Annotated in this window: 17 protein-coding genes and 1 pseudogene; 7 read left to right on the forward strand and 11 right to left on the reverse strand. The window is 67.8% G+C overall.

Going from position 1 to position 16832, the window contains the following annotated elements:
* The first annotated feature begins 77 nt into the window (after positions 1 to 77).
* A complete protein-coding gene (locus HGB39_RS06270) occupies positions 78 to 929 on the forward strand; it encodes a spermidine synthase (protein ID WP_043790564.1) in 852 nt (283 codons plus the stop codon).
* Here HGB39_RS06270 and HGB39_RS06275 read toward each other — a convergent pair.
* The 4 genes from HGB39_RS06275 to HGB39_RS06290 are packed head-to-tail and all read right to left on the reverse strand — an operon-like array spanning position 926 to position 5949.
* On the reverse strand, positions 926 to 2317 hold the full coding sequence (locus tag HGB39_RS06275) for a GntP family permease (RefSeq protein WP_005568388.1): 1392 nt from the start codon (positions 2315 to 2317) through the stop codon (positions 926 to 928). The two genes, HGB39_RS06270 and HGB39_RS06275, sit on opposite strands and share 4 nt — an antisense overlap.
* A gap of 41 nt (positions 2318 to 2358) precedes the next feature.
* Entirely contained in the window at positions 2359 to 2988 is a 630-nt protein-coding gene (locus tag HGB39_RS06280; protein WP_064080373.1) for a bifunctional 4-hydroxy-2-oxoglutarate aldolase/2-dehydro-3-deoxy-phosphogluconate aldolase, read from the reverse strand.
* Positions 2985 to 4604 (reverse strand): N-acyl-D-amino-acid deacylase family protein, encoded by a 1620-nt coding sequence (locus HGB39_RS06285; protein ID WP_005570603.1) that lies wholly within the window; start codon positions 4602 to 4604, stop codon positions 2985 to 2987. The genes HGB39_RS06280 and HGB39_RS06285 overlap by 4 nt, the downstream gene beginning before the upstream one ends.
* Positions 4605 to 4626: 22 nt before the next feature.
* Positions 4627 to 5949, reverse strand: a complete 1323-nt coding sequence (locus HGB39_RS06290; protein ID WP_005258917.1) for an amino acid deaminase — start codon at positions 5947 to 5949, stop codon at positions 4627 to 4629.
* A 223-nt stretch (positions 5950 to 6172) separates the two neighbouring features.
* Between HGB39_RS06290 and HGB39_RS06295 the strand changes: the two genes are divergently transcribed.
* The 3 genes from HGB39_RS06295 to HGB39_RS06305 are packed head-to-tail and all read left to right on the forward strand — an operon-like array spanning position 6173 to position 8383.
* Positions 6173 to 7186, forward strand: a complete 1014-nt coding sequence (locus tag HGB39_RS06295; protein ID WP_005570604.1) for a sugar kinase — start codon at positions 6173 to 6175, stop codon at positions 7184 to 7186.
* Positions 7183 to 7932, forward strand: coding sequence for an IclR family transcriptional regulator (locus tag HGB39_RS06300; protein ID WP_005258913.1), 750 nt, complete (start codon positions 7183 to 7185; stop codon positions 7930 to 7932). Before HGB39_RS06295 ends, HGB39_RS06300 begins: the two co-directional genes overlap by 4 nt.
* 46 nt (positions 7933 to 7978) lie before the next feature.
* Positions 7979 to 8383: a RidA family protein gene (locus HGB39_RS06305; RefSeq protein ID WP_005570605.1), complete on the forward strand. Its 405-nt coding sequence runs from the start codon at positions 7979 to 7981 to the stop codon at positions 8381 to 8383.
* A gap of 4 nt (positions 8384 to 8387) precedes the next feature.
* On the opposite strand, the gene HGB39_RS39800 is transcribed toward HGB39_RS06305, so the two are convergent.
* Positions 8388 to 9728, reverse strand: a complete 1341-nt coding sequence (locus tag HGB39_RS39800) for a potassium channel family protein (protein ID WP_005258909.1) — start codon at positions 9726 to 9728, stop codon at positions 8388 to 8390.
* Between the two features lie 320 nt (positions 9729 to 10048).
* Between HGB39_RS39800 and HGB39_RS06315 the strand changes: the two genes are divergently transcribed.
* Together HGB39_RS06315 and HGB39_RS06320 are read left to right on the forward strand one after the other, a co-directional pair.
* The gene (locus HGB39_RS06315) at positions 10049 to 10498 is read left to right on the forward strand and encodes a PPOX class F420-dependent oxidoreductase (protein ID WP_005258904.1); all 450 of its coding nucleotides are present in this window, start codon (positions 10049 to 10051) and stop codon (positions 10496 to 10498) included.
* 53 nt (positions 10499 to 10551) lie between these two features.
* Positions 10552 to 11034 carry a hypothetical protein gene (locus HGB39_RS06320; RefSeq protein ID WP_039951312.1) on the forward strand — a complete coding sequence of 161 codons (483 nt, stop codon included), beginning with the start codon at positions 10552 to 10554 and terminating at the stop codon, positions 11032 to 11034.
* Positions 11035 to 11104: 70 nt separating this feature from the next.
* Here HGB39_RS06320 and HGB39_RS38465 read toward each other — a convergent pair.
* From HGB39_RS38465 to HGB39_RS06350, 6 genes and pseudogenes are all read right to left on the reverse strand, one after another.
* Positions 11105 to 11334, reverse strand: a pseudogene (locus tag HGB39_RS38465) (hypothetical protein).
* A 110-nt stretch (positions 11335 to 11444) separates the two neighbouring features.
* Complete coding sequence (locus tag HGB39_RS06330; protein ID WP_005251237.1) at positions 11445 to 12200, reverse strand: AIM24 family protein; 756 nt, start codon at positions 12198 to 12200, stop codon at positions 11445 to 11447.
* A complete protein-coding gene (locus HGB39_RS06335) occupies positions 12197 to 12895 on the reverse strand; it encodes an AIM24 family protein (protein WP_005258896.1) in 699 nt (232 codons plus the stop codon). The genes HGB39_RS06330 and HGB39_RS06335 overlap by 4 nt, the downstream gene beginning before the upstream one ends.
* A 5-nt stretch (positions 12896 to 12900) precedes the next feature.
* Positions 12901 to 13524 (reverse strand): AIM24 family protein, encoded by a 624-nt coding sequence (locus HGB39_RS06340; RefSeq protein WP_005258894.1) that lies wholly within the window; start codon positions 13522 to 13524, stop codon positions 12901 to 12903.
* A gap of 80 nt (positions 13525 to 13604) precedes the next feature.
* Positions 13605 to 14747 (reverse strand): DUF475 domain-containing protein, encoded by a 1143-nt coding sequence (locus HGB39_RS06345; protein ID WP_005570611.1) that lies wholly within the window; start codon positions 14745 to 14747, stop codon positions 13605 to 13607.
* 118 nt (positions 14748 to 14865) lie between these two features.
* Positions 14866 to 15441 (reverse strand): TerD family protein, encoded by a 576-nt coding sequence (locus HGB39_RS06350; protein WP_005251244.1) that lies wholly within the window; start codon positions 15439 to 15441, stop codon positions 14866 to 14868.
* Between the two features lie 258 nt (positions 15442 to 15699).
* Here HGB39_RS06350 and HGB39_RS06355 point away from each other — a divergent pair, with 258 nt between their 5' ends.
* Positions 15700 to 16821, forward strand: coding sequence for a hypothetical protein (locus HGB39_RS06355; protein ID WP_005570613.1), 1122 nt, complete (start codon positions 15700 to 15702; stop codon positions 16819 to 16821).
* Positions 16822 to 16832: the final 11 nt, after the last annotated feature.

The raw sequence follows: 16832 nt of genomic DNA on the forward strand, positions 1-16832 counted from the left end.
TCTCGTCCCGGTATCGTGGGAGGACGATTCTCGCAGCAGACGCGAGCGGACGGCGCGAGCAGTAGGGAAGACGGACGATGGGCAGGCAGCGCGGCGGTCGGGCTGCCCGGACAACCGACGGGGGTCCCGTCGCAGGCGTGTACCCGATCGACACGGGCACGTGCGAACTCACCGAAGACCACCTCAACCCGCACGGCTGGGTGCTGAAGGTGAACGGGGTCGAGAGTTCCCACATCGACCTGTCGGATCCCACGCACCTCGATTTCGAGTACATGCGGTGGATCGCCGAACTGGTCGCTTCGCACTGGGGAACGGACCAGCGGGTGCGGTCCCTGCACCTCGGTGGCGGTGCCTGCTCACTCGCGCGGCATCTCGCCGCCCGGTATCCGGACGCCCGGCAGGTGGTGGTCGAACTCGACGGCAGGCTCGCCGAGTTGGTGCGCGAATGGTTCGACCTGCCGCGGGCACCACTGCTGCGACTGCGGGTGGGTGAGGCGCGGGCGGTCACCGAGACGCTGACGGAGTCCAGCCGCGACCTGATCGTGCGCGACGTGTTCGCCGGCAACACGACTCCGACGCCGCTGACGACGACGGAGTTCACCGGGCACGTGCGCCGGGTGCTGGCGCCCGGCGGGATCTACGCGGTCAATTGCGGCGACACCCGCGACCTGGTCCTGGCGCGCCGGGAGGCGGCGACCATCGGCAGCGTGTTTCCGCACACCACGGTCATCGCCGATCCCGCTATGCTCAAGGGCCGCCGCTACGGCAACATCGTGATCGCGGGCAGCGACGTGCCGATCGGCGACGACCCCGCACTCGTCCGCACACTGCTGGGTGGTGGTGTGCCTGCCCATGTCTGGGACGACCGGCAGGTGCGAACGTTCGCCGGTGCGGCGCGGGTGCTGCGCGACGCGAACCCCGGGAGCTAGACCAGCACCCAGATCAGCGAGGCCATCGCGAAGCCCACCACCGACAGGATGGTTTCGAGCACCGTCCACGTCTTCAGGGTGTCTTTCACGGACATGTTGAAATACCGTGACACGATCCAGAATCCGCCGTCGTTGACGTGGCTGGCGATGATGGATCCGGCCGACACGGCGATCACGATCAGGGCGATCTGCGGGGACGAATAATTTCCGGCTGCGATCGACGGTTCGATGACGCCTGCGGTGGTGACGATGGCGACAGTCGCAGAACCCTGGGCGATGCGGAGTGCGCAGCTGATCAGGTATGCGGACAGGATGACCGGGAGGCCGAGTGCGTCCATCGAGTCGGCCAGCGCCTGCCCGACTCCGGTGGCCCGCAGCACCGCGCCGAAGAACGCACCGGCGCCGACGACCAGCAGGATCATGCCGACCGGCTTCAACGCCGCCGCGGACATCGCACCGATCTCCTGCGCCGTGATTCCGCGCCGGGTCCCGAGCAGGTACAGCGCCAGCAGGACGGCGATGGTCAGTGCGATCGTGGGTGTGCCGAGGAAGATGAGGATGGACAGTAGGGTCGAGCCTTCTTCGAGGACCACGTTGCCGACCGTCGCACCGAGGATCAGCACCATCGGCACGAGGATGATGAACGAGATCAGCCATAGTGGCGGCGGGTTCTTGTCGGCTTCCTTCTCCTCCGGGATGAACTCGTCCGGGACCTCGATGATCACGCGCTTGCCGATCCAGCTACCCCAGACGACGCCACTGACGAACCAGGCGGGGATACCGCAGGCGAGGCCCATGATGATGATCCAGCCCATGTCGACGTGCAGCAGACCGGCCGCGGCGACGGGTCCCGGGTGCGGGGGCAGGAACGCGTGGGTCATGGACAGGCCGGCGAGCATCGGCATCGCGTACATCACCAGCGACTTGCCGCCGCGCTTCGCCGCCACGTACACGAGCGGGGCGAGGATGAAGATGCCGATGTCGAAGAAGACCGGGATACCGAGGACGAGGCCGGTGACACCCATCGCGAGCGGAGCGCCCTTGGGCCCGAACAACTTCAGTAGCCGTTCGGTCAGGACGTCGGCACCGCCGGAGCGTTCCATCATCGCGCCGAGGACGGTGCCCAGGCCGATGATCGGCGTGATGTGCCCCAGGATGCCGCCGAACCCCTTCTCCAGAATCGAGTCGGCCGCCGACGTCGGTGTGCCGACCAGTTCGACCACCGACACTCCCGCGATGAGCGCGACGCCGACGCCGACGACGATCAGCGCGATGAACGGCTCGAGCTTCAGCTTGATGATGAGGATCAACAGCACGGCGATGGATATCGCCGCGAGAGTGAGTAGTCCGGCTGTGTCGTGCTGCAGCCAGTCGACGAACGACGTCATTGCGTCTCCAGGGGAGGTGGTGGGGTCGGGCGAGAGTGGGACTAGTTCGAGAGCGCGGCGACGAACGATCGTGCGCGGTCGGTGATGTCGGACCAGTTGCCTGCCGCGACGCTGGACGGTGGGACGACGCTGGTGCCCGCGCACACGGCCAGCGCGCCGGCGTCGAGGAACTGGCGGGCGTTGGAATCGTTGATCCCACCCGACGGCAGGAGTTCCACGCCGGGATACGGGCCGTGCAGGTCCGACAGGTAGTCGGGGCCGAGTCGCTTGGCGGGGAAGATCTTGACCGCGGCCGAGCCGAGATCGACGGCCATGGCCACCTCGGTGGGGGTGAACGCACCGAGGAAGACGGGAATCGACCGTCCCGTCGCGACTTTCGCGACGTCGGGTCGGATGCCGGGGGTGACGAGGAAACGGGCGCCGGCGTCGATCGCGGCGGCGGCCTGATCGCCGGTCATCACGGTTCCGACGCCGAGGATGCTGCCTGCCGCGGCTGCGGCGTCGGCGGCGCGACCGAGATGATGGAGCACCTCGGGCGTGGTGAACGTCAGCTCGACCGTCCGGATTCCGCCCTCGGCGAGTGCGTGGCACAGGTCTGCGGCGTCGGGGATGGTTTCCGCTCGCACCACCGTCAGTACCCGGTCGGCACGCAAAATGTCGATCTCGGTCATCGAACTGCTCCTCCTTCTTCGCGGCGCAACGATCTTCCGGCGGTCGCGCCGGTGAGGCGGCCGTCCTCGAGGGCGAGGTGGCCGCGGACGAATACGTGGGAAATACCGGCCGCCGCCTGGCGCGGCTGCGCGTAGGTCGCGGTGTCGCTGACCGTGTCCGGATCGAAGAGTACGAGGTCAGCGGCGTATCCGCGGCGGACGAATCCGCGATCCACGAGCCGCAACCGCGTCGCGGCTCGGCCGCTGAGGTGACCGACACACTCCTCGAGGGACATCAGGCCGAGGTCGCGGCTGTAGTGCCCGAGGTAGCGAGCGAACGTTCCCCACCCGCGCGGGTGCGGTTTCGCGCCGACCAGCAGTCCGTCGCTGCCGCCGGTGTGCCGGGGGTGCTGCATGATTGCGCGCACGTTCTCCTCGTGGCCGACGTGTTGCAGGATGCCGCTGCCGAGTTGGTCGCGGATCAGGATGTCGATGCACACGTCGAAGGGGTCGCGGTTCTCGGCGACGGCGATGTCCGCGACGGTCTTCCCGACGTAGTCGTCGAGTTCCGCGTTCTGCACGCCGCTGATCTCGAGCGTGTGCCACTCGGCGATCACCCCGTGGCAGCCGTCGGAGCCGGTGACCTCGAGATGCTCCCGGATGCGTTCGAGGGCAACCGGATCCCGGAGCCGATCGAGCGTCTGTGCCATGCTGCCCGCCGACGCCCAGCTGGGCAGGATCGCCGACAGCGTGGTGGCGCCGGGAAGGTAGGGGTAGGTGTCGAGGCTGATGTCGGCGCCGGCGGATTCGGCCGTGTCGAGTAGGGCCAGCAGTTCCGGGGCGCGGCCCTTGTTGGGTCCGAAGTTCAGCGTGGCGTGAGCCAGATGCAGTGCGCACCCCGCCCGCGACGTCAGGTCGACCATCTCGGCGTAGGCCTCCATGGCGCCGGCGCCGTAGGACCGGTGGTGCGGGGAGAAGTAGCCGCCGTACTCGGCGACGGTCCGGCACAGTGCCAGCAGCTCCGCGTTGTCCGCGTACATCCCCGGCGTGTAGGTCAGTCCCGCGGACAATCCGACGGCACCCTCCGCCATGGACTGCGCGACGATCCGCTGCATCTCCTCGATCTCCGACGGTGTCGCCGGCCGGTCGTCCCAGCCGACCACCAGGGCCCGGACCACTCCGTGCGGGACGAGATACGCGACGTTGGTGGCGATACCGCGGTCGAGGCGGTCGAGGTATTCGCCGACGCTCCGCCAGGAGAAGTCGAAATCCGAGGGATCGGTGTTCCACCCCGCGATCTTGCGCCGGACCACCGCGAGCACGTCGTCGGTGACGGGTGCGTAGGACAGCCCGTCCTGCCCGAGTACCTCGGTGGTGACGCCCTGGGTGATCCGCGACGGGTGCTCGGGGTTCAGCAGGATCTGCAGATCCGAGTGGGCGTGCATGTCGATGAAACCGGGCGCGAGCACCAGGCCGTCGGCGTCGATCACTCGATCCGCGCGAGGGCGTCCGGTCTCGGAGTGAACTGCCTCGGGCCAGATTTCGGCGATCCGGTCTCCGTCGACGAGCACGTCGGCGCGGTACCTCGGCGCCTCCGAACCGTCGACGACGGTGGCGGAGCGGATCAGTGTGGTCATGATGTGAGTCCTCGGCCGGGGATCAGAAGAAGGTGCGGATCAGGTCGACGACGACCGGATCGTCGGAGTCGTCGCCGACGACGGGAATCCAGCGCCACTTGTCGAACGCGGTGCACGGGTGCGAGAGACCGAGCCGGACGACGTCCCCGACACGCAGATCGTGTTCGGGCCGTGCGGGATCGAGCCGGAGGAACGCGTGCTGGTCGTTGACGGCGGTCACTTCGGTGCCGACGAGGGGCCGCGGCGTCGCCCCGAGTTGGCCGGCGACGGTCTGCGCGGTGGGGAGTCCTTCGTCGAACGGGACGTCGCGCTTGCCGGCGTCGAGCAGGGCGAGGCCCGGCTCGGGGCGGGACACCACCCGGGCCCACGTGTGCATCGCCGACGTGAGTCGACGTGCCTGCCTGTCTTCGCTGCGGCCGAACGGTGAGATCCCGGTGTAGAAGCCGTCGTCGTGGATGATGTATGCGCCGGCGCGGACCACCACTTTGGTTCTGCCACCGGCAAGTTCGGCGAGCACCTCGGCGACCACGTCGAAGTAGGCGCTGCCGCCCGCGGTCACGTACACGTCCTGACCCTCGGGGTAGCGGCCCTCGGCCTCCAGTCGGCGATGCAGTTCGGCCATCGACCGGAGATACGTGCGGACCCGGGTGAGGGACTCCTCGGACGCGTCGTGTGCGAGGGCGCCCTCGTAACCGGAGACACCGGCCAACCGCAGTGCGGGGCTTTCACCGATACGTTCGGCCACCTCCACTGCCTCGGCCACGGTTCGCGCGCCGGTGCGTCCTCCCTCTCCGCCGAGTTCGACGAGTACGGGCAGCGGACGGACCACCGTGACGTGCGCGAGCGCCGCGGTCATCGCGTCGACCGTCTGCGGGGAGTCGGCCCACATCAGGACTTCGAGTTCCGGGTTCGCGTCCATCTGCTCGGCCAGCCACCGCAGCGCGGTCGGGTCGACGAGCGAGTTCGCGATCTGCACCCGGCGCGCGCCGAAGCGTACCGCCACCCGGAGCTGACCGAAGTTCGCGAGCGTGATGCCCCATGCGCCGCTGCGGATCTGCCGGTCCCACAGCACCGGAGACATCGTCGTCTTCCCGTGCGGCGCGAGGTCGACCCCGTGCGCCTCGCACCAGGCCGCCATCGTGTCGAGATTGCCGGCGATGGCCGTCTCGTCGAGGACCATGACGGGCGTGCTGAAGGCGGACAGCCTCGGCTGCGTTCCGAGGAACTCGGTCTTGGTGAGGCCGTTCGCCGCGGAGGGGAGGGCTTTGTCCACGTCGGACAAGCGCAGCTCGTCGAGCTCCGCCAAGGCGCCGGAATCGAGTGTGTCCGGTCCGCTGATCGTCATCGTCGATCCTGTCGTTCGGGTTCTGGGGGGGCAGGCCTGCACTCGGAGGGAGGGCCGTGAAGTGCTACGTTGCGCTCTATGCAACGTTGATTGCGTTTTTGAGTCCCCTATGTCTAGCATTGGCCTGGGTCATCGTCAACGGTCCGGTGTGGCATGCATCGCCGGGGCGAAGGCTCTCGAAACGCAACCCCAGTGCCGGTCCGAGCAGTCGTAGAGGTAACAAGTGCAGGAATCGACCCCCACCCCCGAGTCCGGTGTCGCGTGCCTCGGTGAGGCGATGGTCCTGGTGACCCCGGACTCGACACTCCACCTGGCCGGCGCCGAGGCGAACGTCGCCGCGGGACTCGCCGCGCTGGGCATACCCGCCGCCTGGGTCGGACGGCTCGGCGACGACGAGTTCGGCACCCTCATCCGCACCGAACTGCAGGCGCGGGGTGTCGACGTCCGCGCGATCGAGGTCGATCCCGACAGGCCCACCGGGCACTACTCGAAATCCACCGCCCTCGACGAGCACGGCGAGCCGCGAACCGACAGCCTGTATTCCCGGGCCGGTTCGGCGGCGTCGGCCATGGATCCCGGATTCCTCGACACGCCGGCCGTCGCGGACCTGTTCGGCCGCGCCGCCGTAGTCCACTGCAGCGGAATCACACCGGCCCTGTCCGATTCGTGCCTCGCGCTGATGCGGCGACTGCTCCGCGACCGGCCGGGAATCTCCGGTGTGGTCAGCTTCGACGTCAACTGGCGTGAACAACTGTGGCCGGACGGCGACCCGCGGATGGTCGTGGAACTGGCGAATCTCGCCGATCTGGTTCTCGTCGGCGCGGACGAGGCCCTGCGCGTTCTCGGCACCGCGGATCCGCACGAGTTGCGGCTCATCCTGCCCGCCCCGGCCACCGTCGTCGTCAAGGACGGAGCGCACCGGGCGCTGGCCGTCGACCGAAGTGGCCGCAGTGTGGCGGTTCCCGCGCTGCGCGTCGACGTCGTCGAACCCGTGGGAGCGGGCGATGCCTTCGCCGCCGGATACCTCAGCGGGGTGGTGCGCGGCGAGGGCCAGGCGCGGTGCCTGCGCCGCGGGCACATCGGTGCCGCCGCCACCCTGACGGTGGCAGCGGACTCGGCACCCCCGCCGCCCGCCGAACTGCTGGACGAGCTGCTCCGGTGCTCCGAATCGGACTGGGCGGCAACGAGCGTCACCGCCGACGGCTTCTCCCCCCGAGGAAGTGGAGTGAACGGATGAGCCAGAGTGTCTCCCGCGCCCTGCACCTGCTGGTGCAACTCGGCAACGGTCCCGCCAACCTCGACCAGCTGGCCGAATCCACCGGGGTCCACAAGACCACCGTGCTCCGGTTGCTGCGAACGCTGTCCGACGAGCGGTTCACGTTCCGCGACAACAGCAACCAGTATCACCTCGGTTCCCGCATCTTCGAGCTCGCCGCGCAGGCCACCGATCAACGGGAAGTGCGGCGCATCGCGTCGCCGCACCTCGTCGCGTTCAACCGCGAATACGGGCGCACCACACACCTCGCGGCGATGGAAGGAGGTGACGTGGTGTACATCGACAAACTCGAATCGCACGATCAGATCAGGATGTACTCGCGAATCGGACTGCGCGCCAATCTCAATTCCACCGCCGTCGCGAAGGTGATTCTCGCCGACCTGCCGGATTCGGAACTGCGGCCGATCGTCGACTCGATGGACTTCTCGGCCCGCACCGCCAACACGATCACGACGCCCGAACGCTACCTCGACGAGATCCGTCTGGTCCGGGAGCAGGGCTGGGCGCACGATCAGGAGGAGAACGAGCCGTCCGTCAATTGCATCGGGGTGCCCATCCGCGGCGCGTCCGGCCGCGTCGTCGCCGCCGTCTCCGTCTCGGTGCCCGACGTCGTGCTCAGCTACGAACGCGTCCTCGACCTGCTCGAACCCCTTCAGGCAGTGGGGGCGCGGATCTCCCGCGACTGCGGATACCGCGCCCAGCCCTGACCGTCCCCCGTCCACCCGAAAAGTAACGACACACAGGAGAATCGATATGTCCGACACCACCGTCATCCGCACCGAAGGCGCCCCCGCCCCCGCGCACACGTTCAGCCAGGGCATCAAGAAGGGCAACATGCTCCAGGTGTCGGGGCAGGGGCCGATGGACCCCGTCACCAACCAGTACATCGCGGAGGGCGACGTGCGCGAGCAGACCCGTCGCACGCTCGAGAACGTCAAGGCGATCCTCGAAGCCGGCGGCGCGAGCGTGGAGGACGTGTTGATGTTCCGCGTCTACCTCACCACCCGCGACGACTTCGCCGCGATGAACGACGTGTACGGAGAATTCATCGCGGAGAACGTGCCGAGCGGACAGCTGCCGTGCCGGACCACGGTTTTCGTCGACCTCCCGCACGAGGTCATGCTCGTCGAGATCGACGCGCTGGCAGTGACCGGCTAGGTCGCTACGCGGTGACGAGGTGCCGGCAGCTCATCCGCGGCGACATGGGCAGCTCGGTGAAGACGGGCTCGGACGTGTCCGCCGTCGGCACCTCCAGGTAGAGGTGGCTGCCGTCCGCGACGACCCCCTGCGGTTGCAGGCCGATCAGCTTGGCCACCACGTACGTGGCGCTCAGGCTGGTGACGTCGCGGATGATCCCGAGCCGCAGCAACGACCGCGTCTCCGCGATCGCCTCCTGCTCACCGGCCCGCAGGACCAGCCGCAGTCCGGGTGACACGGCCTGCGCCGCCACGGACACCGCGATGTTGTCCAGGTCGTCGGAGCCGACGGCGGCCAGCGCGAGAGCTCGGCTCACACCCAGTCGCTCGAGGAGTTCACGGTCACCACCGTGCCCCACGACGGTCGGGATGTTCATCGACCGCACGAGCCGCAGGTTCTTGGCGTGGGGGTCGCGTTCGACGCCCACCACCGCGACACCGAGAGCCTGTAGTTCCCGGCAGAGCCGGAGCCCGACCTGGCCGAGGCCGACGACGATGACGTGGCCGGAGCGGGGCAGGACGCGGCTGCCCACCAGGCCGACCAGCCGGGGGCCGAGCAGGCGCTCGATGATTCCGGCGGTGAACATGGCCGTGAAGACGACGGTGAACAGCATCGCCACCGAGGCGAACACCGCGTAGGCGGGGCTGCCGTGGGTGTCGGTTCCCGGACCCACGGTGGTCACCACGCGCACCGCCTCGTTGAACGCGTCGAGCGGTGCCACGTGCTGGCCGAGCATCAGCCACAGCCAGTCGGCGAACAGCACTGCGAGGAGCCCGGCGAGCCCACCGAGCAGGATGCGCGTGCCGATGTCGTGCGAGCGCAACAGTCCGGTCGCGCCGGTCGCCGCGGTGCGCCACCAGCTCCGCCGGGGCAGGTCGACGTGGGCGCCCTCGGGGTGGCCGTCGATCATGCGGACCGTCAGCATGTGCTCGCCCGCGTGCCGGGCCGCGACGAGTTCGGGTTCCAGGCACGGACCGGCGAGCGTGGGGGCGGCCAGGTCTGCAGGTGACGTCACCTCGCACTGCGGAAGGAGCTGCGACAGCTGGTCCGCGACCGTGCGGTCGAAGATCGTCACCACCAACGGGATCGACGCCGAGATGTGCGCCGCGGCCAGCGCGTAGCGCAGTGCGACGACGTCGTCGCGCACCAGTACGGCCATCCCGCAAGGTTCGTCCGCCATCGCCAGGCGGAGCTCGTCGTCGTCGGGGGCGACGAGATGGCGTACGTGAAAGTCCCTTTCGCGGAGGGACGCACAGACCCGTCGGGCCACGGTGGTTTCGCCGATGACGAGATATGAGTCGTTCACGTGTGGTCCTTCCGGCTCGGGATCACGAGAGCGTACCCGAGTAGAACCGTAGATCCCACACGAGAATGCCTACCGGTGAGTAGCCGGCAATGTCCTGGAACACGTTATCGGCCAATGATTTTGCGAAACGTCAGCCTACTCGTCGGTAGGAGCGGCGCCCTGTATCGCCAGGACGAGTCCGATCGCGGCGATCCAGACCAGGCCGCTCGGAGCGGCGGTCAACGTGGTAGCGCTCTCCCGTCCGCCACGCGACGATGGAGGTCGACGATCATCGCCGCAGTGCCGGGAACACCTCCGCGGTGACCGTGGTTGGGTGAGTCATGAGCCTCGATGCGAATGACGACCGGCGCCCACTTCTCGACCTCGTTGCCGCACACAACCGTGCGGTCCTCGCGACGATCAAACGCGACGGGCGCCCGCAATTGTCCAACGTGATCTATGCCTGGGACCCCGGCACGCAGACCGCGAGAGTGTCGGTGACGGCAGATCGGGCCAAGACCCGGAACGCCGCCCGCGACCCGCGGGTCTCGCTGCACGTCAGCGCGACCGACTTCTGGAGCTACGCGGTCGTGGAGGGAGACGCGGAACTGAGCGCGGTCGCGGCGGATCCGCACGACGCGGCGGCGGACGAGCTCGTCGACGTGTTCCGGCTCGCGTCCGGAAAAGAGCACGACGACTGGGAGGAGTTCCGCCGCGCGATGGTGTCCGAGCACCGGCAGGTACTCCGGGTCCGCGCGACGAAGGTGTACGGCATGGCCCAGTTGCCCTGAGTGTGCAGAACGTAGCTGTGGCAGCCGGTCGGAGCCGGTGGGACGATTGAGTCATGCGCAGGAGACGGTGGCCGGCGGCACCGCCGCCTGCCACGGAGGGAATCGTGGTGCACGGGCCGGTGGAGCTCGTGACGAGCCGCGACCTGAGCTTGCGCCTGGCGGAGGTCGTCGCGCACCCGACGGGCATGCTGCTGCGCATCGAGCTGACGGCGAGAGGCAGATCCGCTGATCTGGCGCGCCACGAGACGCGTCCACTGGACGATCCCGACGACCCGTCGGCTCGGTGGTCGTATCTCGCGGTGAACGTGCATGTCGACGATATGGAGGGTGTCGCTGATCCACGCCACCCGCATTCGACGTCGAAGTCCGATGCCGCTGACGCGTCCGAGTATCATTCCGCGCCGCATTACTGGATCAGCGACTACCCGGAGTCGGGAACGATCACGCTGACCGCGGGGTGGAAGGAAATAGGACTCCTGCCGAGAACGCGGACGATCACTCTCGGCCCGAATCCGAGTATGCGACCCACCCGGTAGACATACGAACGTGCCCTTCGGCGCCGTGGGAGCGTCGAAGGGCACGTTCGTCCGGCGAGGGGAACGCAGATCAGGGCAGGGGAACCCAGGTGCCGAAGAACCAGAATCCGTGCGGGCTCGGCGCGGGTGCCTGCTGCTGCGGAGCGTGCTGCTGCTGCGGCTGAGGCTGCGGTGCCTGCTGCTGCTGGGCGGGGACGGGTTGTGGCCCACCGGGTCGGCGCTGGCGACGCCGGCTCCGATGCCGAGGGCCGCGAGGGCGATACCACCGGTTGCGACGGCCTTGGTCACGACGGACTTCATGCGGTTCCTCCTGGAACGTATCGGATGCGGTGTCAGAACTTCCTGACACAGACCAGATTGCTGCCCGTCCCTGCTGAAACTCTTCGCTCAGTCTGTCAATCTCCTCGGTGTCAGCGCGGCTGCTCCGCCAGCTTGGCGGCGATCACGCCGTTGAGCCGTTGCAGACCGCTCGGGGTGAGGCCGTGGATCTGGCCCTCGATGCTGCGCACGACATGCGTGTCGCTGAGGACCTTCTCGCTCGACTGGATCAGAACCGTTCCGGCGCCGGTGAAGTCGAACTGCCGTTCCTCCCCGGAGTTGATTCCCATCATGTGGGCGCCCGCCGCGAGGAAGTTGCTGATCCACCCCTGGTCGTAATGGTGGCTCGGGGACGGGCAGTCGGCCCACCCGACGAGCGCCTCGGGGTCGATCCGCAGCGGCGGCTCGGCGAACATCACCGGGCCGTTGGACGACGCAAGGAACTTGCCGGTCCCGATGAGCGTCAGGAAGCCCGGCACGATGGACTGGTTCAGGGCCAGACCCGGCTCGAACGCAAGGAGATTCGACGCCCGGATCGTGAGGTTGCCGTCGTCGAGGTCGTACGAGTTGATGTCGTAGCCGCGGTCGCCGATGATCAGCTTCCCGAATCCTTCGGCCACCGCATAGTCGCCCATGTACAGCGGCGCGGAGAACTGGTTGGCGACCATGTGCAGTGCGGCGCCGTGCAATCCGTGGGTCAGTGCCTGGAACTGCATCTGCCCGTAGTAGGCGATCATCGCACCCTTGCGGATGAACCAGGGCGCGGTGAGGTCGATGCAGAACGCGTAACTGTTGTCGGGAATGTTGTCGCTGGCGCCGAGAGTAGACGGATTGTGGATGGCGGTCACAGTTTCTCCTCCGAAGCCTGAACGTAGACGATGCCCTGACCGGTGCACTGCAATTGCATCGCTTCCCCGACGCCGCGGCCCATGGCCTCGCGCCAGCCGACGGCGGATTTCAGTTCCACCTGGACGCTCCCATACGTGCCGACGAATGCGTCGGGGTCGACGAACACCGGATTCGGTCCACCCACAGGGAGTTCGATGAAGCCGCCGTGCGCGAGGAGGACCGCCGACCCGTACCCGGACAGCTGCGTCGTGAACATCCCGGTACCGGCGAGGGCGCCTGCCGCAGCGCCACGCAGGGCGCCGAGCATGCCGCGTCCGCCGCCGCCGCCCTGACTCGTCACGGAGATCACCGAACTCTGCAGTCCCGCATTGTGAGCGAGCAGCCGGGACGCCTCGACACACAGCGCACCGCCCTGCGACATGTCGACGACGTGCACCTCGAGCCCGGCGTGGCCGTAGTGCACCTCGCCCTGCCCCTGCGCGAGCATCGTGCGTTCGTGCTCGCCCTGCATCATGCGTCCGGCCATCCGGGTGAATCCACCCATGCCCGCCATCGACTGGGAACCCGGCACCTGATGCGGCGAGAACTGGACCTGACCCGTGTAGAACAGCATCGCGCCCGTGCGGGCCACCACACCGCCGGCGGCGCCGACGTCGACCTTGACGACCTTCGAGTTCACTTTCGAGAAGACCATGGGGCTCACCGCTCTGCCGGTTGAATGGAGACGACGCCGTGACCGTCCCACCTGAGGGAGAAGGCCTCACCGTTGCCCTGGCCGACGGCGTTGCGCCACGACACGTCGGTCACGAACGACTGCGTCACCTGTCCGCGCGCCGAGACGAACGCGTCGGGATCGACCACCAGCGGGTACTGCGGCGACACCTCGAGATGGATGAGCGGCCCGCCGGCCGACAGCAGCGCCACCTGTCCCTGGCCGGAGACGGTCGTGGTGAACAGGCCCTGACCGCCGACCCCGCCGCGCAGTCCGGTGAACGTGACGTTGGTGTTCAGGTTGCCGCTCAACGCGAGAAGCTGCTGCGACTCGACCTGCAGGGTCTCGTTCGCCAAGTCGACGACGGAGACGTACTGACCGCCCACCGCGAGGTACACGACACCGTGGCCGGAGCATTCCATCAGCGACAGCGCCTCGCCCGTGGCACGCCGCTTCATCCCGGCGAGCACCCCGTCACCGCCACCGAAACCTGCCGACTTGAAACTGACATTGCCCTCGTAGGCGATCATCGAACCCTGTATCGCCCGGATGGTGGTTCCGGCGAGCTGCGCCTCCACCACCTTCTTCGACTTGTCGAGCAGCCGCCCCATGGGTGCCCTTTCCAGTGTCGAGCGGCAGTGCCCGTGACCGAGTCACGAGCACTGCCGCTGGATGTGAGTACAGGCAGAACCTAGCCGACGGACACCGGGTCCTGCTCGTCCACGTCGTCTTCCACTGCGCCGGCCGCTGCAACGGCCTTGCGGTTGCGGACGATGCTGGAGATGAAGGCGGCACCGATGAGGGCGACGCCCACGAGTCCGGTGACGTTCTCGTTGACGTGGTAGCCGATGGACACCAGCAGGATCACGGCCAGTGCGCCGATGGCCCAGTGGGCGCCGTGCTCGAGGTACACGTAGTCCGACAGGGTGCCCTTGCGGACCAGGAACACCGTGATGGAACGGACGAACATCGCGCCGACGAAGCCGAGGCCGAGGGCGATGATGATCGGGTCGGACGTGATCGCGAACGCGCCGATAACACCGTCGAAGGAGAACGACGCGTCGAGGACCTCGAGGTAGAGGAACAGGAAGAACCCGGCCTTACCGGTGGCCTTGGCCAGCTCGGTCGGTCCGCCCTTGGACCCTTCGACCAGTTCTCCGTCTTCGTCTTCCCCCGGAGTGTTGAACAACTCACCGAGACCGTTGACGGCGATGTAGGTGACCATGCCGAGGACGCCCGCGATCATCACCGTGGAGACCGTGTCCGCGGGGGCGATGTACGCGGCGGTGATCAGCAGCAGGGCGCCGGCGATGATGACGGCCAGCTGGTCGAGCTTGCCCGCGCGGGCAAGGGGCTTCTCCAGCCAGGACAGCCAGGTGATCTCCCGCTCTTCCAGGATGAAGCCGAGGAACAGCATCAGCAGGAACATGCCGCCGAACGCCGCGATCTGCGGGTGCGCGTCGGTGAGCAGCGTTTCGTAGCTGGCGCTGCCGTCGGGGAAGTACGCGGCACCGTCGGCAGGCGGGTTGAGAGCCAGGTCGAGGGCGGCGACGGGGCCGAGGCCGGACGCGAGCCACACGATGACGAGGGGGAAGACCAGACGCATACCGAACACCGCGATGACGATGCCGACGGTGAGGAAGATCTTCTGCCAGAACTCGCTCATCCGGCGGAGCACGGTGGCGTTGATGACGGCGTTGTCGAAGGACAGTGAGATCTCGAGGATCGACAGGATCACCACGAGGAGGACGGCCTGGGGGCCTCCGTAGAGCGCCGCAACGATGATGGAAATCACCGTCACGGCGAAGGAGAGACCGAATATTCGCAGAACCACGAAGCGTGGCCTTTCTCTAGTGGGCATGCAGGGTGGCTACTGCAGGTGGACGAGCACCGGGGGAGGGTTTCACGTCAGGGCCGTGAAACCCTCCCCCGGCTGGAGAACGTGACGACTGTCAGACGTTGACGCCGTAGTCGCGGGCGATACCGGCCAGCCCGGACGCGTAGCCCTGTCCGATGGCGCGGAACTTCCACTCCGCACCGTTGCGGTACAGCTCGCCGAAAACCATAGCGGTCTCGGTCGACGCGTCCTCGGACAGGTCGTAGCGGGCGAGCTCGGTGCCGTTGGCCTGGTCGACGACGCGGATGTAGGCGTTGCGGACCTGACCGAACGACTGCGAACGGGTCTCCGCATCGTAGATCGAGACGGGGAACAGGATGCTCTCGATGTTCGCGGGGACCGCCGCCAGGTTGACGTTGATCACCTCGTCGTCACCCTCGCCCGCACCGGTGGTGTTGTCACCGATGTGCTCGATCGAGCCGTCGGGGGAACGCAGGTTGTTGAAGAACACGAAGTGCTGGTCCGACACGACCTTCTTGTCGGCACCCGCACCGATGGCACTGGCGTCGAGGTCGAAGTCGGTGCCGGTGGTCGAGCGGGCATCCCATCCGAGTCCGACAGCCACCGCGGTCAGGTTCGGCGCCTCCTTCGTGAGAGAAACATTGCCGCCCTTGGTCAAGCTGACGCCCATTCAGGGGTCCTTTCGAGAGGAGGTGGGTGGACCCTCGACAACTGTCGAAGTTCCGGGTTCGTCGTGCAACACCACGATAATGAATTTGTCCGACTTGTCCCATCCCGCGAACTGTCCACAGGTTTGTGCACAGGCAATTCCGGACCACTCGGGGTTGTCGGCCCGACCAGTACGATTCAGGACGTGACGAGCGGATGGGCGGGACGCTTCCGAGGAAGAGCCCGGGGCGACGACTCGGCTCGTCGCGCCCACGACACGATGGTCGCAGCGTTTCTCGATATGGACAACCGGCAGAGCATCGCCGCCGCGGCCGTGGACGCCTCGGAACAGCTGACTCCGGAACGCGGAATCCGGCGGGCCTGGGAACCGGTTCGCGACGGGTGCTACCAGGCCGCGACGGCGTATCTGGCGGCCGAAGACCAGTTCGAGAACGTGCAGTCACCCGCCGCCACCGCCGCGTACGAGCAGGTGACGCGGCAGTTGGTCGCGGCAACCCAGACCCTCGACGAGTTCTATCGCACACATCGCGGCCATCTCGAGGAGTCGACCGCAATGCTGGCGGCCGTTCCCCAGGTTGCCCAGCAGGCGCTTCAGGTCTCCTCCGCCGCGCAGCAGCGGGTGCAGACCGAGGGCGCCGCGTACGCCGGCTACCCGTCGGTACGCGACCGGGGAGCGGCACTCGACGCCGCGGTCGTGGCGCTGCAGGGCGCCCGTGGCGCCAATCCGATCCGCGAAGCGGCGGCGCGCGTGCGGGAGGAGTCGGCGGCGCTGGAGAAGGCACTGGCCGCGGCCCCGTCCAGAGAGCAGGACGCCGCTCACGCGGTGTCGTCGGTGACGACGAGGATCGCCGCCGTGCAGACTCGGGCGGAACGCCTCGCGCCCGCCTACTCCGCGCTGCTGCGCGAGTTCAACGCGGCCAGTTCGGCGGATCTCGTCCACAACGACCGCGAGAGCCGCAGGCACATCGAGCAGGCGCAGACCGATCTGCAGCAGGCGCAGAAGGCTCTGACCGCGGGTAATCCCGAGGGGGCGCTCGAACTGACCGCCGCGGCGCGGACCCATCTGGTCGACGCCGAGGCGAACGTCGACGGCGTCACCGATCGCCTGCGGTTGCTGCGCGCGGTCCGCGAAAACCCGCGGGCCAAGGAAAACGAGATCAGATTTCGTCTCCGCGACGCCCAGATGTTGGCTGTCAATCGTGGGCTCGTGCGGGAATGGGGGTCGGTCCTCGACGCTCAGCTCGAGCGGATAGACCGAATTGCAGGGACACTGACCGGGAGGCATCCCGACTACTGGGCATACGTCGCCCAGCTCGATGCCGTGTCGGCGTTCATAGCCGAGGTGGTTCAGAAGATGAGAGGACACACAGGACAGCGATGACACGGGGGGAC

The organism is Rhodococcus opacus (genome assembly GCF_012396235.1).
Lineage (GTDB): Bacteria > Actinomycetota > Actinomycetes > Mycobacteriales > Mycobacteriaceae > Rhodococcus_F > Rhodococcus_F opacus.

Bases quoted from the DNA above. Each gene is read 5' to 3' on its own strand.
- HGB39_RS06270 (WP_043790564.1), top strand. From the start codon at position 78: ATGGGCAGGCAGCGCGGCGGTCGGGCTGCCCGGACAACCGACGGGGGT.
- HGB39_RS06275 (WP_005568388.1), bottom strand. From the start codon at position 2,317: ATGACGTCGTTCGTCGACTGGCTGCAGCACGACACAGCCGGACTACTC.
- HGB39_RS06280 (WP_064080373.1), bottom strand. From the start codon at position 2,988: ATGACCGAGATCGACATTTTGCGTGCCGACCGGGTACTGACGGTGGTG.
- HGB39_RS06285 (WP_005570603.1), bottom strand. From the start codon at position 4,604: ATGACCACACTGATCCGCTCCGCCACCGTCGTCGACGGTTCGGAGGCG.
- HGB39_RS06290 (WP_005258917.1), bottom strand. From the start codon at position 5,949: ATGACGATCAGCGGACCGGACACACTCGATTCCGGCGCCTTGGCGGAG.
- HGB39_RS06300 (WP_005258913.1), top strand. From the start codon at position 7,183: ATGAGCCAGAGTGTCTCCCGCGCCCTGCACCTGCTGGTGCAACTCGGC.
- HGB39_RS06305 (WP_005570605.1), top strand. From the start codon at position 7,979: ATGTCCGACACCACCGTCATCCGCACCGAAGGCGCCCCCGCCCCCGCG.
- HGB39_RS06315 (WP_005258904.1), top strand. From the start codon at position 10,049: ATGAGCCTCGATGCGAATGACGACCGGCGCCCACTTCTCGACCTCGTT.
- HGB39_RS06320 (WP_039951312.1), top strand. From the start codon at position 10,552: ATGCGCAGGAGACGGTGGCCGGCGGCACCGCCGCCTGCCACGGAGGGA.
- HGB39_RS06335 (WP_005258896.1), bottom strand. From the start codon at position 12,895: ATGGTCTTCTCGAAAGTGAACTCGAAGGTCGTCAAGGTCGACGTCGGC.
- HGB39_RS06340 (WP_005258894.1), bottom strand. From the start codon at position 13,524: ATGGGGCGGCTGCTCGACAAGTCGAAGAAGGTGGTGGAGGCGCAGCTC.
- HGB39_RS06350 (WP_005251244.1), bottom strand. From the start codon at position 15,441: ATGGGCGTCAGCTTGACCAAGGGCGGCAATGTTTCTCTCACGAAGGAG.
- HGB39_RS06355 (WP_005570613.1), top strand. From the start codon at position 15,700: ATGGTCGCAGCGTTTCTCGATATGGACAACCGGCAGAGCATCGCCGCC.